We start from the raw sequence: 13,760 nt of genomic DNA on the forward strand, positions 1-13,760 counted from the left end.
TAGCATTGGATATGTTTTTGAATTCGGTAACAAGGTCAACACCTGGACTACTTACGGGGCCGGCAAGAAATTGGTTGGCCAGGTTAAGTCCGGCTACAAGTTCACGGCCACGGGTCAAGCCCAGTACAAGGGGCGGACCTGGTACCGGATCAAGGACAACAAGTGGATTCTGGGGACTAACACAGTCACGACTAAGAAGTACGCTTCAATTAAGGATAAGGCTGCTAAGACGGCTAAGCAAAAGAAGGTAGTTGCTTTGGCAAATGCGCAAGTCGGCAAGGCTTATGTCTGGGGGGCAACTGGTCCTTACAGTTTTGACTGCTCAGGCTTGACCATGTACGCGTACAAGAAGGCAACGGGCTTGACATTGCCGCACTACTCAGTCAGCCAGCTCTACTACGGCAAGGCGGTATCAACTAAGAAGCTGGTCAAGGGGGACCTGCTCTTCTTTGGTTCTAAGTCAGCTCCAAGCCACGTAGGGATTTACGTGGGCGGCGGCAAGTTCGTCCACGCTTCCAGCCCAACGGTTGGGGTAATCAAGTCTAAGGTCAGCACGAACCGCTCCAGCGCTTTCTACCCATCCAGCGCGCGGAGAGTAATTTAAGCCGCGTTCTTATCTTGCATTTTCCCGCTAGTCTAAGTAGAATGAACTTGAGCCGGTGACGGCCAATTAAAAGTTTACACGTTTGAATTAGCCGTCGTTACGACGTTTTTTTTGTCCCAAAGGGACAAACTACAGCGATTATTCAACACTTGCATATTTCCAGCGGGGAGGGCATCAGCGCCTTCCCCGTTTTTGTAATATTTTTGTATCATTAGGGGGCTTGCGGGCCAGGGGGGCGAACGCTTATCATTAACATTAGGTATAAGTTTTGCTTCCGCTGGAGGAAAAAATATGGGTAATGCAAGATGGATTAAATTCATGGGCGTGGCGGCGCTCTTTTTCGGAGGACTGGGCCTAGGCGGCCAGCCAGCAAACGCGCAAGTCAAGGGTCACCTTTCCAAGGTCCAGGTAGTCAAGAAGGCTCCGGTTTGGACCAACTACAAGAAGGGCAAGAAGACCCATAAGTACCTTAAGAAGGGTACGGTCAAGAAGGTCAAGGCCTCAGCTACTGACAAGAAGCACAAGGTTTGGCTGAAGATTGGGAATAAAAAGTGGATTGCCAGCAAGTACACGGTTGTCTTAACAACGACCAAACAGACTGCAGCCAAGAAACCGACCAACCCCGTCTTAAACGCCAATCAATTGACGCAAGCTGCTTCGTCCCAGGCTCCCGTTGGTTCATCTTGGCGGCAAAATGCCGTAGTAGCCTTAGCCAAGGCGCAAGTCGGCAAGGCTTATGTCTGGGGCGCGACCGGTCCAAGCAGCTTTGACTGCTCCGGCTTAGTCCAATGGGTTTACAAGACCGCGACTGGGCAAACCGTTTCCCGGACTACCTATACCCAGGTTGAGGAAGGCGTAGCTGTGCCGGTATCAACGGCCAGCCTGCAGCCGGGGGACCTCCTCTTCTGGGGGGATGTGGCAGCGCCATATCACGTTGCAATTTATGTTGGTAATGGTCAATATGTTTCCGCCGCTGATGAGCAGCAAGGGGTTATCTTGGCAACCATCAGCAGTTACTTCTGGCCATCAACGGCCCGGCGGATTCTCTAGTTTCCGTGTTAAAATAGAGTTAGCGGTGTAAGGGAGGAAATGAGCATGAAGAAGTCTAATATGATCAAGTTCTCTGCTGCAGCGCTGACTTTCTTAGGAATCTCAGCGACAGGGGTCAAGCCGGTCAAGCAGCCGGCCCAGGCCGCCAGCAAGCGGATCAAAGTTATCAGTAAGCAATATGTCACTGTCTGGGCCAACTATCAGAGAGGGCGGCATGTTGCGACTCATTTAAAGAAGGGCAGCAGCCATTTTGTCTACCAGACGGCAACTGACTCCATGGGCAATCTGTGGTACCGGATTGGCAAGAAGGAATGGGTCATGGCCAAGTACTTTAACCAGGTCAAGTCTGCCAAGAAGGCCGTGAAGGCCAAGAAGGTTAAGAAGACCAAGGCCAAAGTCAAGAAGACGAAGACGGTTAAGAAGGCCCGCAGTGCTGCCAGTTTGGCAGCCTCTTGGTCTGCCCCGATGGGGTCTAAGGCCCGGGCTAAGGCAGTCGTGTCTTTGGCTAAGCAGCAGGTCGGCAAGGCCTATGTCAAGGGCTCCAAGGGCCCGAATGCCTTTGACAATGCCAGTTTGGTTGCCTATGTCTACAAGCAGGCAGCTGGCGTCAATACAGGTTCCAGCACCAAAAGCCAGGTCAAGAAGGGGATCGCGGTTGATCCAAGTTCTGGCTTCGCGGAAGGAGACCTGCTCTTTTGGGGTTCCAAGAATAAACCATATAATGTAGCCATTTACGTGGGGGACGGGAAGTACGTTACCGCTGCTGGAGACCAGCAGGGGGTTGTACAAGCGAGCCTGTCCACCTACTTCTGGCCTAGTCGGGCAAGAAGAGTTCTATAGCAATAGGAAAGCCAGGCTCTAGAGATAGAGTCTGGCTTTCTATGCGGTCTAAATTTGGTAAGCGCTAAAACGTGCCCGGTCTTGGGGCGACAGGCGGGCGGAAACTTCGATTCCGTCAGCTTGGTAGTCTTCCTTTAAGACCCGGGAGTGCTGGTGCAGGTAGGCCAGGTCTTTGCCGGCTGTTAGCGGCAGGCGGAGGTCAGTGATCTGGTAATTGCTGAAGAGGCGGGTCGTGATCAGCTTGGCCAGGGCCTGGATGGAAGCTGGGTCAACCGCGCTGTAGAGCAGGTCGCCCCCTTCAATCTGCGGGTAGTTACGGTCTGTCAAGTCAGCCTTGTTGTAGGCCGTGATCATTGGCAGGTCCTTGACGCCGATTTCGTCCAAGACTTCCAGAGTGGTCTTGATCATCTGGTTCATATTCGGGTCAGCAGCGTCAACGACATTGATCAAGAGGTCAGCGTCTTTGGCTTCCTGCAGGGTCGCCTTGAAAGAGTCGACCAGCTTGTGGGGGAGCTTGGAGACAAAGCCGACGGTATCAGACAGGATAAAGGAGAAACCATCCAGGTCGATCCGGCGGACTGAGGTGTCCAAGGTTGCGAAGAGCATGTCCTTGGCCATGACCCGTTTGTCTTCATTGCCAGCCCCAAAGGCCTTAAGCAGGCCGTTCATGGTGGTAGACTTGCCGGCGTTGGTGTAGCCGACCAGGGCGACCTTAGGCAGCTGGCTCTGGTTGCGGCGGGCAGCCTTGATTTCTTCCTGGCCGGAGATTTCCTTTAATTCATGTTTGATAGTGGAGATCTGCTTGCCGATGGTTCGCCGGTTCATTTCCAGTTTGGATTCCCCGGCCCCGCGGTTGGCGAAGCCCCCGCCGGTGGAACCGCCGCTGCCGTGCTGCTGGTCGAGGTTGTTTTCAGACGGGTGCAGGCGGGGCAGTTCATACTGCAGGCGCGCTAATTGGACCTGCAGCTTGGCTTGCTTGGTCCGGGCCCGGGAAGAGAAGATTTCCAGGATGAGTTCGGTCCGGTCGATGACGCGGAGTTTGGTCATGCGTTCCAGGTTGCGGATTTGGACTGGGGTAAGTTCATCGTTGACGATGAGGACGGAGGCCCCGAGTCCTTGGGCCAGGTCTTTTATTTCAGCCACCTTGCCCTTGCCCAGGTAACTGGAGGCGACGATGTTTTCCGCCTTCTGCTGGCTGGAGCCGACAACGGTGAAATTATTGGCTTCTGCTAAATTGGCCAGTTCGGTCATGGAGTAGTCAAAGTTGGGATCATCAAGATTGACGCCGGCTAAGTAGGCCTTGACTGAGTGAGCTTGATTGTCGATCATCTATAACTTCCTTATCTGTATTGCTAGATGATGAATTTGTACATCTATTTATTATCTATTGTAAAGAAGCGGAGAAGAAATGTAAAGAAGCGGAGAAGAAAAAGCGCTGAATTTGCCTAAATTTAGGTGGAAATTGCTCAAACAGATAAATGTTAAGGAAATTTGATCCATGGAAATAGATTGGAAACGATTTAGACCTTTTTTGTGAATGAGATGTGATGTATAATAGAACAATATCATGGATTGTGCATGCTATAGTAGCAATGCTTATCCAACAATAACAGTTATGTTCTAGGAAAAATAGAGATAAAAAATGGGTATGGAATATAAGGAGAGTAAGAAAAGATAATTATGAATGAACCTGATCAAAGTCGTGTTCATCACCACCACCATCATCACCATCACCGCCGCCGTAAGCGCCATATCGGCCACTGGATCGCGGGGATTGTTGGGGTCTTGCTGCTGGCAGCGTTATTAGTAATCGGTTATGCTTATAAGAATGCCAGGGATGCAGCGACGACGATGTACACGCCGGTTTCAAAGTCTACCAAGTCAAACAAGAACCGGTCCAGCTTAGACAAGATCCTGGATGCCAAGAAGCCAGTCAACCTCTTGATTCTGGGGACTGACACCGGGGCTGAAGGACGGAGCGTAAAGAACTACCACGGCTTGACTGACTTGATGATGTTCGTCACGGTCAACCCAAGTAAGAAGCAGACGCGGGTAACCACGATCGCCCGGGACTCCAAGGTTAACCTGCCGGATTACCCGGAGGTTTCACCGATCAAGCTGAACAGCGCCTACTCTTTGGGCGGGGTTAGCGAGACGATCAAGACTTTGGATAAGTACTACAGCGTGCCGATTGATGGTTATGTCCTGGTTAACTGGGCAAGTACCATGAAGATTATCACCAAGATGGGCGGGGTGGATGTCATCTCTCCATTGACCTTTGACAATATGGGCTACTCCTTCAAGAAGGGGCAGATGTACCACATTTCTGGTAAGAAGGCTTTGGCTTTCGTCCAGCTCCGCCACGGTGATCCGCGGCAAGACTACGGCCGCCAGGAGCGTGAACGGCTGGTGATGATGGCTGCGATTAAGAAGAGCGTGTCATACAAGACCATCTTAAACAGCTCATTCATGCAATCTTTGGGTGACAGCATGCAGACTGATCTAAGTTTGAATGACATGATCAAGTTGGCCATGAATTACCAAGGGGCAACTGACAATGTCAAGTCAGACTACCCGCAAGGGACGAGCAGCAGCGTCAACAACCAAAGATTTGGCAACATGGAAGTTGAAATCATGTCTACTAAGGAAAGACAGCGGATTTCCAACAATATCCGGCAAACTTTAGGAATTAAGAATGTCAACGTTTATAAGGAGGATAACTAGTGAGCGCTGAACAACAGAATAATGAAGAAGTAACCATTGACCTGCGCAGGCTCTTCATCTTAATCAGAAAGCACATTATTAGCATTTTGATTTGGATGATCGGCCTGGGCTTGATCGCTTATGGGGTTTCAGAATATGTTCTGGTGCCAAAGTACACTGCTAGCACACAACTCTTGGTCAACCGTAAGTCAACAGACGCTAACCAAGCTTATGCCAACCAGCAAGCTGACATTAACGCTGTTACTACTTACAAGGATATTATCACTAGTAACGTTATTTTAAAGGGTGCATCCAAGTACCTGGCAAACCCGGTAACTCTGGTTAAGAAGGCAACTCCAGCTAAGAAGGCCGTTTACCGGACTAATGATGATGGTACCAGAACCTTGGTCAAGAAGGCGGTTAAGGCTAAGCCAGCGGTTTACAAGCGGGAAAGCAAGAGTTACTCAGTCTCAGCCAGTGAATTGGCTAGCGCGGTTTCAGTAACCACTACGACTTCTTCCCAGGTCTTAACCTTGTCAGCTACAGCTGAAACTCCAGCCAAGGCCCAAGCAATTGCTAACGCGGTTGCCAAGGAATTTAAGGAACAGATTCCTAAGATCATGGACGTTAACAACGTGACGATCGTGGCGGAAGCGCCTAAGGGAACTAAGTCTTTCCCAAAGGTAAGTCTGATTACGGCTATCGGTGTCTTGGTTGGTTTGGTTATCAGCTTGTTGATCATCATTATCAAGGACTTGTCGGACACGACTGTTCGGGAAGATTCATTCATGACTAACGAACTTGGCTTGACCAACTTGGGTGAAATTGCAAGCATCACGATGCCAAAGGACTGGACCTTTACGGCTAAGACAGCTGAAAAGCGCGGCAGTTCCAGAAGACGGGTTTAGGAGGTTAGCATGGGCTTATTCGGTAGAAAGAATCACTTAGACAACGAAACAATTAAGAACGGGGCCAAGCTGATTACTTTGGCTAACCCGCAAAGCGTTATTTCAGAACAGTTCAGAAACATCCGGACCAACATCAACTTCATGAACGTTGATAAAGAAGTAAAGACGATCGCCTTTACCTCAGCCATGGCCAGTGCCGGCAAGTCTACGGTTAGTGCCAATGTGTCCATTACCATGGCACAAGCTGGTAAGAAGACGATCTTGATCGACGCGGACTTGCGTCGGCCAACCTTGCACTCCACTTTCAATGTATCCAATAGTAACGGCTTGACCACTTTGTTGACTAGCCGGTCTAAGGAAATGGACGCAAACAGCGTGATCCGGAAAAGTGGGGTAGAGAACCTGTCAATCTTGACGGCAGGTCCGATTCCGCCAAACCCGTCAGAACTTCTGTCTTCCAAGCATATGTTGGATTTGATTGAAGATTTAAAGCAAGAATATGATATGGTCGTGCTTGACTTAGCACCGATCTTGGACGCGGCCGAAACCCAGCAACTGACCAGTTCTTTGGACGGAACGATCTTGGTTGTGCGCCAGGCATATTCACAGAAGTCAGCGGTTAAGCGGGCAGTTGAGCTACTTAAGCTGACTAAGTCACCAATTTTAGGTTATGTTATGAACGATGTTGATGCCGATGGGGATGGCGGTTATGGATATGGTTATGGATACGGTTACGGCTACGGTTATGGCAAAGAAAAGGAGAAGAAGGGTCTCTTTGGGAGAAAGAAGTAGCTCATGCCGGTAGTTGATTTACACTGTCACATCTTACCAGGGATCGACGATGGTTCAAAGTCTTGGGAGGCTTCACTTAAGCTTGCCAGAGCCGCGGTTGCGGATGGCGTAACCCATGCCTTGTGTACTCCACACACATTAAATGGCCGCTACACCAACCACAAGCAAGATGTGACCAAGTTGACGGAAGAGTTTCAAGATCGGATTGACCAAGCGGGTATTCCGCTGACGGTCTTTCCAGGACATGAGGTCAGATTGTCAGGTGGCTTAACTGAAGCCCTTGATAATGATGACATCCTCTTCTGCGATGAAGAGGGACACTACATGCTCTTGGAATTGCCAAGCAATGAAGTGCCACATTACACCAAGAACATGGTGTACGAACTGACCAGAAGAGGGATTACGCCAATCGTTGTTCACCCAGAACGGAATAAGGAAATTCTGGCAAATCCGCAGAAGCTGCAAGAATTCTTGGAAATGGGAGTTTTGGTGCAGATTACTGCTAGCTCTTACACCGGTTTGTTTGGGAAAGAAATCGAAGACTGCAGCCGGGAGTTTATCAAGGCTGGACAATGTGCCTTCTTTGCCAGTGATGCTCATGATTTGCCAAGACGGCAATACCAATTAGGTGAGGCGCTAGACAAGTTGGCGAAAGAATTTGGTAAAGATAAGAAACAGAAGTACTTGGACAACGCGCAAGCGGTAATCAATGGCGATCCGGTTTACCTAGACTGGCAGCCATTGCCTAAGAAGCGGAAGAAATTCTTAGGACTGTTTTAATAAAGTGGAAATTTGGATGAAGGAGAGGAAAAAATGGATATGGGATATAGCAGTAGTCCAGCATATGTTAAACAGTCCAAAGTCAAGGGCCGCCCTCTCTACCATGGGATCAAGCGTCTCTTTGACTTTCTGGCATCTTTAGTTGCTTTGATTCTGTTGTCGCCGCTCTTCTTGTGGCTGGCGATTAAGATCCATGGCGAAGACGGTGGTCCGATCTTTTACTCACAAATCAGAATCGGCAAGAATGAGAAACCATTCCGGATTTACAAGTTCCGCTCAATGGTAGTCAATGCCGATAAGATGAAGAAGGAACTCTTGGATCAGAATGAAGTTGAAGGCGCCATGTTCAAGATGCATGATGATCCACGGATTACCAAGGTTGGCAAGTTCATTCGGGCTCACAGCTTGGATGAATTACCTCAGCTTTGGAATGTACTGATTGGGAATATGTCACTGGTAGGCCCCCGGCCGCCGTTGCCAAATGAGGTTGAACAGTATACTGACTATGACAAGCAGAGATTGCTGGTTAAGCCGGGATGCAGTGGCCTTTGGCAAGCAACCAGCCGGAATGCAGCTGATTTTGCGGATATGGTGCAGCTCGACATTGAGTACATCAACCGGAGTGGCGTCTTCTTTGATCTGTGGATCATTTTTAAGACAATTGGTGTTATCTTCCACCCGAACGGGATGTATGAAGAGTAGGAGTTTGCGAGGATTTAAGAACCTCGCTTTTTTATTAGGAAGCAAGCAATGTCTAAAGAAAATATCAAAGTCTGTTTGGTTGGATCAAGTGGTGGCCACTTGACACACTTGTATATGTTGAAACCATTTTGGCAAAACAAGGATCGTTTCTGGGTGACTTTTGATAAAGAAGATGCTAGAAGCAAACTTAAAGGTGAAAGATTCTACCCTTGCTATTACCCCACTAACCGTAATTTGAAGAATTTAATCAAAAATACTTTTCTAGCAATAAAAGTGCTTCGTAAAGAGAAGCCAGATATTATTATTTCTAGTGGTGCAGCAGTAGCAGCACCATTCTTCTACATCGGAAAAATGATGGGAGCTAAGCTAGTTTATATTGAAGTGTTTGACCGTTACGATAAACCTACAGTAACAGGAAAACTAGTTTATCCTATTACTGATAAGTTCATTGTAGAATGGGAAGAAATGAAGCAGGTTTATCCTAAGGCAATTAACTTGGGTAGTATCTTCTAGAGGAACATATGATATTTGTAACTGTAGGAACGCACGAGCAGCCATTCAACCGTCTAATTGAGAAGATGGACGAATTGGTTGAAAAAGGTGAAATTAAAGAAAAAGTGGTTGTCCAGTACGGGTTTAGTACTTATGAAGCTAAGCATTGTGAAATGCACAAAATGATGAGTTTTGACGAGATGCAGCAAACGTTTAAGGATGCACGTATTGTTATCACTCACGGTGGTCCATCTAGCTTTGTAGAAGCTCTGCAGTATGGTAAGGTACCGATTGTAGTACCGAGACAGTTAGAATTCAATGAACACGTTAATAATCACCAAGTTGATTTTACCAAGCTGATTGCTGAGAGAATGAACAATATCATTCCCGTTTACGATATTGATGATTTAGCTACTACAATTGCTAATTACGACAGTATTGTAAAAACGAGAAATAGTGGCGAAAGCAGCAATAATAAGAAATTTAATGAGAATCTAGAAAGAATTGTAGATCAATTGATGTAAGGAGATATTTTTTGATTCCCAAGATTATACATTACTGTTGGTTTGGAAATAGTGAGTTGCCAGATATTGTTAAGGACTGTATTTCATCGTGGAAAAAGTATTGCCCAGAATATGAAATTAAACGATGGGATGAATCAAATTATGACGTAAGTAAAAATGCCTATACTAGAGCAGCTTATAAAAATAAAAAATGGGCATTTTTAACTGATTATGTTCGATTAGACATCCTATATAATGAGGGTGGGGTCTATATGGATACAGATGTAAAGCTTATACGTTCTTTAGATCCATTGATTGATAAAGGGCCCTTTATGTCGTTCGAGAAGAGAGGAAGGGTTAACACTGGTGTTGGATTTGCTTGTGAAGCAGGAAATCCAATCGTAAAAGAAAATAAAGATTATTACGAAAACAATTTATTTGTTGATGAAAATGGCAATTTCAAACCTGAGATATGCGTCAAAATTACAACAAAGATTTTAATAAAACATGGCTTAAATTATACGGAAAATGTAGTGCAAAAAGTAGATGGCTTAATTGTGTATTCGTCGGATTACTTCTCTCCCAAAAAATTAGGAACTGAAAAAATAACGCTAACTAGTAATACATATGGAATACATTTGTTTGCTTCTAGCTGGTATAAAGGGTCAAAGATATCCAGAAAAATGAAGTACCACTTAATTCCTCTTAAGGAATTTATCAAATACAAAATATTGAGCAAAAAGCTTTATGAGTAGATTAAGAATGCTTCATTATTTAATACATATTGAAAAAATGGGTAATAAAGTAAGCAACCAACGTAAGTTGGAAAGTATACATTGTGAGAAATACGATTATCAAACTAAAATATCATGCTAGAAGTTAGATAAGTATCAACTAGTGCAATGTCATACTGACATTTAAAGCATGTGCAATCAGAACTATAACTGCTGATATAGAGCCGCATGCGTAGTATCCGTGTCAATATTACTAAGATATCATCATGACACTACACTAGCTAAAAAAATAAAAAATATCGAGTTCACTTATATTTGTGAGGAAAAATGAAAAAAATAGCTTTCTTAATTATGAATATGGAGAACAAGGGTGGAACCGAACGGGTTACATCGATGATAGCTAATGCTCTATCTGATAAATATCAGATTTTTATTTTTAGCTGTCAAAAAGGTGAAAAGCCTCATTTTCATGTTGATGAGCGTGTTTCTATTGAATCTTTACATGGTGAACAGATTCAAAACACAGTCTTACGTAAAGTCAAAGTATATCGAGAACTTGCTAATAAGGCAAAAAAATACGAGATTGACATCATTGTAGCAGTAGATGTTGCCTTATACTTGTATCTGTATCCTTTGCAATTATCTAAAAAGTGCAAGTGCATTGCTTGGGAGCATTTTAATTACTTTATTTCCCCAAATAGAATGGTCAAGTTTGGTAGAAAACTTGCAGCTAAGCATGCTGATTGCGTGGTTGTTCTTGGTAAGAATGATATGCAGAATTATCAGCAAAATTTGTCTAAAATTAAGAGAATTGAGTATATTTATAATCCTGTAGCTGTGGAAACCACTGGCCAGATTGATGTAAATAGTAAGCAGATTATGGCTGCAGGGCGTTTAGAAGATCAAAAAGGTTTCGACTTGCTTATCGACGCATGGAATCTAATTGAACAGGATTGTCCTGAGTGGCATCTTGATATCTTTGGTGAAGGATCAAAAAGGGGGAATTTAGAACAGAAGATTAAAGATTTGGGGTTAAGTAGAGTTTTCTTAAAGGGTTATGCTAACAATATTGCAGAAAAATTACAAAAGTCTTCAGTTTTTGTTTTGTCATCACGCTATGAAGGCTTTGTCTTAGTTCTTATCGAGGCACAAGCTAACGGCTTACCATGTGTTAGTTTCGATTGTAAAGAAGGACCGGCTGAAATTATTAAGGATAATAAGAATGGTTTCTTGGTAAAAAACGGTGATGTGTCAGAATTTGCAATAAAATTGAAGCGTGTTTTAATGGATGATCGACTGCGCGAAAGATTTGCACGTCACGCTAAAGACGATTTAGCTCGTTTTGATATTGCAAATGTGAAGACTAAATGGCAGAAATTAATTGAAAGCTTGTGATGATGAAAGTAACTGAAAAAAAGGAAGTTTCAATAATTATTCCGGTTTACAATGCTGAAAAATATCTTAGCAGATGTATTGAATCTATTGTCGGTCAAGATTATACAGATTTGCAGATTATCGTGGTGGATGATGGGTCTACAGATAATAGCCTAGGAGTTGTACAGGATTTTCAAGATGATAGGCTTCAAGTGTTCTCAATTGCTAATGGTGGTGTATCCAATGCACGTAATTTTGGTTTGAGCAAGGCAACTGGTTATTATGTTATGTTTGTAGATGCTGACGATTGGTTGAACCCTAATGTGATTGGCACACTTATTTCAGCTGAGCAACATTATGGGTATGATCTAATTTTGGGTAATTATTCTCGAGATATAGAATATTCTAAGTCGAAACAAGTAAGTACAATTTCGTTTAAAGATCTAACAAAAGACGAGACCTATCGACAAGTAATCAATCCGTATGGTTTCTATGGTAGTGTTTGGGCAAAAATATTTAAGTTAGATATTATCAAAGATAACAATTTGAAGTTTAATAATAACATTACAGTTGGTGAGGATTTACTTTTTGTCTATCAGTATCTAAATTTTGTTAAAACAGTAGCATATACTGATGCTAGACTATATAATTATTATATTAACAAAAAGAGTGTATTGCATAGCTTAGACGCTGATACATTGTACCATCGTCTTGATATTTTAAAAGTTTACGAAACTATGTTTCAACAAAAAAATATACAGAAACAGAGTTATTATACTAGAGCGGTTGCAATTTATGTGCGTGAACTAACAGATTGGTACTGTTATGCAGTACATTTTAAACAGAAAAAACTTTCTGCATCACTAAAGGAAAAGATTAAGAAGTATTGGGCGATTTTTGTGAAGGATGATACCTTCTCTGCCAAAAATAAGCTGGCTGCTTTTTTAAAGTATCATTTTCCTGTATTGGCTTATAAGTTAAAAGGGTAGATTGGGGGAGTATTCTTGATGAAATCGCTAAAAATCAATATTTCGTATCTGTACTTCACTATATTGTCCTTATATTTTGGGTTTGTTTTTACACCGCTTCAATTTTCCTATGAAGTTCAAAACACTGTTGCAATCTTGATGGCGGGTATTTTTATATTCTGGTTTATCAACGAAAGATATACTATAAAGGAAATTGCATGGATTCTTTTCCTTTTGTTATTCGCTTCAATAGCGGCTTGGAAAAATAATGTTGCTTTGTTGATAGATGTTATGTCAGCTATTATTTTTTCAAAAAGTCAGTCCAAATCTATTTTTAAATTAATTTTCTGGGAAAGAATTATTTTTAATGTCTTTAGGTCATCGCTTTCGCTAACTGGCGTAATTCAGAATAAAGTTCAAGTTGCAAAGAGTGGGCAGTATGTAATGGGATATGGCTTAGGATTTGACAGTCCTAATAATTTATCTGTTGAAATAGGCATGTTAATATTGCTGTATGTCTGTGTTAAAGAATCGTCTTTAACTTTAAAAAATATTTTTGTAATTATAGTTATTACGGCCATGACATATAGACTTACTTTATCTAGGACGTTTCTCCTTATGATGACTATTGCTATAATTTTATTGATTGGGATTAAGTATCTTGAAAAGTTTAAGTTCTTCATTAATCTATACACGTTCATTAGTATTGCTAGTTTAGCTATTGGTTTCATAGTTAGTATCGGGATTCCATATGTAATGAATTTGGGAATTGGCAATCTTAGGCCGCTAATTGTTTTGCTTAACAATTTAACTAGCAATAGATTTATGCATGCCTCTAGAGCTATGTTACACTATCCGATTACTTTATTTGGTGGTGTTGGGGATTTTAATATTCTAAAAACCATTTATAACTATTCCATCGTCGATGACAGTTATATTCATTTACTGTATGGATTTGGTATTGTAGGTACCATTATTTTTGCATTCATATATATTAAAACTATTACTACGCTTGCGAGCGAAAAGAAGTTTTATTGGATGGTGCCAGTAATCGTGTTTATACTGTGGGGAATATCTGAAGGTATTCTCTATACTTTACACTGGAATTTCTCGATCCTTTTATGGGGAGTTATTCTTGAGAAGAGTCGTGGAGTACTTGGGAAGGGTATCGCCGAAGAAAGGATTGGTAATTAATAAGGATTGGTAATTAATAATGAAAAAGCTGATTTCAATTATTATACCAGCTAATAATTCTGAGGAAACAATTGGGAACTGTATAATTTTCGCCGATTGTAAAATTAAACTGAACA

At 43.2% G+C, this 13,760-nt stretch carries 15 protein-coding genes; 14 read left to right on the top strand and 1 reads right to left on the bottom strand.

From position 1 onward, the window contains the following. The 3 genes from HMPREF3168_RS05840 to HMPREF3168_RS05850 form a co-directional block, all read left to right on the top strand. Nucleotides 1-604, top strand: a 604-nt coding sequence (locus HMPREF3168_RS05840) for a C40 family peptidase (protein ID WP_070489028.1), incomplete at its 5' end; no start/stop codon positions are given. A gap of 291 nt (nucleotides 605-895) precedes the next feature. After that, nucleotides 896-1,654 (top strand): C40 family peptidase, encoded by a 759-nt coding sequence (locus tag HMPREF3168_RS05845; protein WP_070489031.1) that lies wholly within the window; start codon nucleotides 896-898, stop codon nucleotides 1,652-1,654. Nucleotides 1,655-1,699: 45 nt separating this feature from the next. Continuing rightward, nucleotides 1,700-2,494 carry a C40 family peptidase gene (locus HMPREF3168_RS05850; protein WP_070489033.1) on the top strand — a complete coding sequence of 265 codons (795 nt, stop codon included), beginning with the start codon at nucleotides 1,700-1,702 and terminating at the stop codon, nucleotides 2,492-2,494. Nucleotides 2,495-2,542: 48 nt separating this feature from the next. On the opposite strand, the gene hflX is transcribed toward HMPREF3168_RS05850, so the two are convergent. Continuing rightward, nucleotides 2,543-3,823, bottom strand: coding sequence for a GTPase HflX (gene hflX / locus HMPREF3168_RS05855; RefSeq protein ID WP_070489037.1), 1,281 nt, complete (start codon nucleotides 3,821-3,823; stop codon nucleotides 2,543-2,545). A 351-nt stretch (nucleotides 3,824-4,174) separates the two neighbouring features. On the opposite strand from hflX, the gene HMPREF3168_RS05860 reads away from it, so the two are divergent. The 11 genes from HMPREF3168_RS05860 (at nucleotide 4,175) to HMPREF3168_RS05910 (ending at nucleotide 13,644) form a co-directional block, all read left to right on the top strand. Beyond that, nucleotides 4,175-5,218, top strand: a complete 1,044-nt coding sequence (locus tag HMPREF3168_RS05860) for an LCP family protein (protein ID WP_070489040.1) — start codon at nucleotides 4,175-4,177, stop codon at nucleotides 5,216-5,218. Further along, the gene (locus tag HMPREF3168_RS05865; protein ID WP_070489043.1) at nucleotides 5,218-6,105 is read left to right on the top strand and encodes a YveK family protein; all 888 of its coding nucleotides are present in this window, start codon (nucleotides 5,218-5,220) and stop codon (nucleotides 6,103-6,105) included. Before HMPREF3168_RS05860 ends, HMPREF3168_RS05865 begins: the two co-directional genes overlap by 1 nt. Before the next feature lie 9 nt (nucleotides 6,106-6,114). Continuing rightward, the gene (locus HMPREF3168_RS05870; protein WP_070489046.1) at nucleotides 6,115-6,897 is read left to right on the top strand and encodes a CpsD/CapB family tyrosine-protein kinase; all 783 of its coding nucleotides are present in this window, start codon (nucleotides 6,115-6,117) and stop codon (nucleotides 6,895-6,897) included. 3 nt (nucleotides 6,898-6,900) lie between these two features. Next, nucleotides 6,901-7,677, top strand: a complete 777-nt coding sequence (locus HMPREF3168_RS05875; protein WP_035161534.1) for a tyrosine-protein phosphatase — start codon at nucleotides 6,901-6,903, stop codon at nucleotides 7,675-7,677. Between the two features lie 33 nt (nucleotides 7,678-7,710). Continuing rightward, nucleotides 7,711-8,379 carry a sugar transferase gene (locus HMPREF3168_RS05880; RefSeq protein ID WP_070489049.1) on the top strand — a complete coding sequence of 223 codons (669 nt, stop codon included), beginning with the start codon at nucleotides 7,711-7,713 and terminating at the stop codon, nucleotides 8,377-8,379. A 63-nt stretch (nucleotides 8,380-8,442) separates the two neighbouring features. Then, entirely contained in the window at nucleotides 8,443-8,892 is a 450-nt protein-coding gene (gene pssD / locus HMPREF3168_RS05885; protein ID WP_171031052.1) for a PssD/Cps14F family polysaccharide biosynthesis glycosyltransferase, read from the top strand. 8 nt (nucleotides 8,893-8,900) lie between these two features. Beyond that, entirely contained in the window at nucleotides 8,901-9,395 is a 495-nt protein-coding gene (locus tag HMPREF3168_RS05890; RefSeq protein ID WP_070489055.1) for a glycosyltransferase, read from the top strand. An 11-nt stretch (nucleotides 9,396-9,406) separates the two neighbouring features. Continuing rightward, nucleotides 9,407-10,129: a glycosyltransferase family 32 protein gene (locus HMPREF3168_RS05895; RefSeq protein ID WP_070489058.1), complete on the top strand. Its 723-nt coding sequence runs from the start codon at nucleotides 9,407-9,409 to the stop codon at nucleotides 10,127-10,129. A 306-nt stretch (nucleotides 10,130-10,435) separates the two neighbouring features. Continuing rightward, a complete protein-coding gene (locus tag HMPREF3168_RS05900) occupies nucleotides 10,436-11,503 on the top strand; it encodes a glycosyltransferase family 4 protein (protein ID WP_070489061.1) in 1,068 nt (355 codons plus the stop codon). Then, nucleotides 11,503-12,471, top strand: coding sequence for a glycosyltransferase (locus HMPREF3168_RS05905; RefSeq protein WP_070489064.1), 969 nt, complete (start codon nucleotides 11,503-11,505; stop codon nucleotides 12,469-12,471). The genes HMPREF3168_RS05900 and HMPREF3168_RS05905 overlap by 1 nt, the downstream gene beginning before the upstream one ends. 18 nt (nucleotides 12,472-12,489) lie before the next feature. Further along, nucleotides 12,490-13,644: a hypothetical protein gene (locus HMPREF3168_RS05910; protein WP_070489067.1), complete on the top strand. Its 1,155-nt coding sequence runs from the start codon at nucleotides 12,490-12,492 to the stop codon at nucleotides 13,642-13,644. Nucleotides 13,645-13,760 lie beyond the last annotated feature (116 nt).

The sequence above is a fragment of the Lactobacillus sp. HMSC08B12 genome, from assembly GCF_001808415.1.
Lineage (GTDB): Bacteria > Bacillota > Bacilli > Lactobacillales > Lactobacillaceae > Lactobacillus > Lactobacillus delbrueckii.

Excerpts from the sequence above, each read along its gene's own strand:
- HMPREF3168_RS05845 (WP_070489031.1), top strand. The coding sequence starts at position 896 with ATGGGTAATGCAAGATGGATTAAATTCATGGGCGTGGCGGCGCTCTTT.
- HMPREF3168_RS05850 (WP_070489033.1), top strand. The coding sequence starts at position 1,700 with ATGAAGAAGTCTAATATGATCAAGTTCTCTGCTGCAGCGCTGACTTTC.
- hflX (WP_070489037.1), bottom strand. The coding sequence starts at position 3,823 with ATGATCGACAATCAAGCTCACTCAGTCAAGGCCTACTTAGCCGGCGTC.
- HMPREF3168_RS05860 (WP_070489040.1), top strand. The coding sequence starts at position 4,175 with ATGAATGAACCTGATCAAAGTCGTGTTCATCACCACCACCATCATCAC.
- HMPREF3168_RS05870 (WP_070489046.1), top strand. The coding sequence starts at position 6,115 with ATGGGCTTATTCGGTAGAAAGAATCACTTAGACAACGAAACAATTAAG.
- HMPREF3168_RS05875 (WP_035161534.1), top strand. The coding sequence starts at position 6,901 with ATGCCGGTAGTTGATTTACACTGTCACATCTTACCAGGGATCGACGAT.
- HMPREF3168_RS05880 (WP_070489049.1), top strand. The coding sequence starts at position 7,711 with ATGGATATGGGATATAGCAGTAGTCCAGCATATGTTAAACAGTCCAAA.
- HMPREF3168_RS05890 (WP_070489055.1), top strand. The coding sequence starts at position 8,901 with ATGATATTTGTAACTGTAGGAACGCACGAGCAGCCATTCAACCGTCTA.
- HMPREF3168_RS05900 (WP_070489061.1), top strand. The coding sequence starts at position 10,436 with ATGAAAAAAATAGCTTTCTTAATTATGAATATGGAGAACAAGGGTGGA.
- HMPREF3168_RS05905 (WP_070489064.1), top strand. The coding sequence starts at position 11,503 with ATGATGAAAGTAACTGAAAAAAAGGAAGTTTCAATAATTATTCCGGTT.
- HMPREF3168_RS05910 (WP_070489067.1), top strand. The coding sequence starts at position 12,490 with ATGAAATCGCTAAAAATCAATATTTCGTATCTGTACTTCACTATATTG.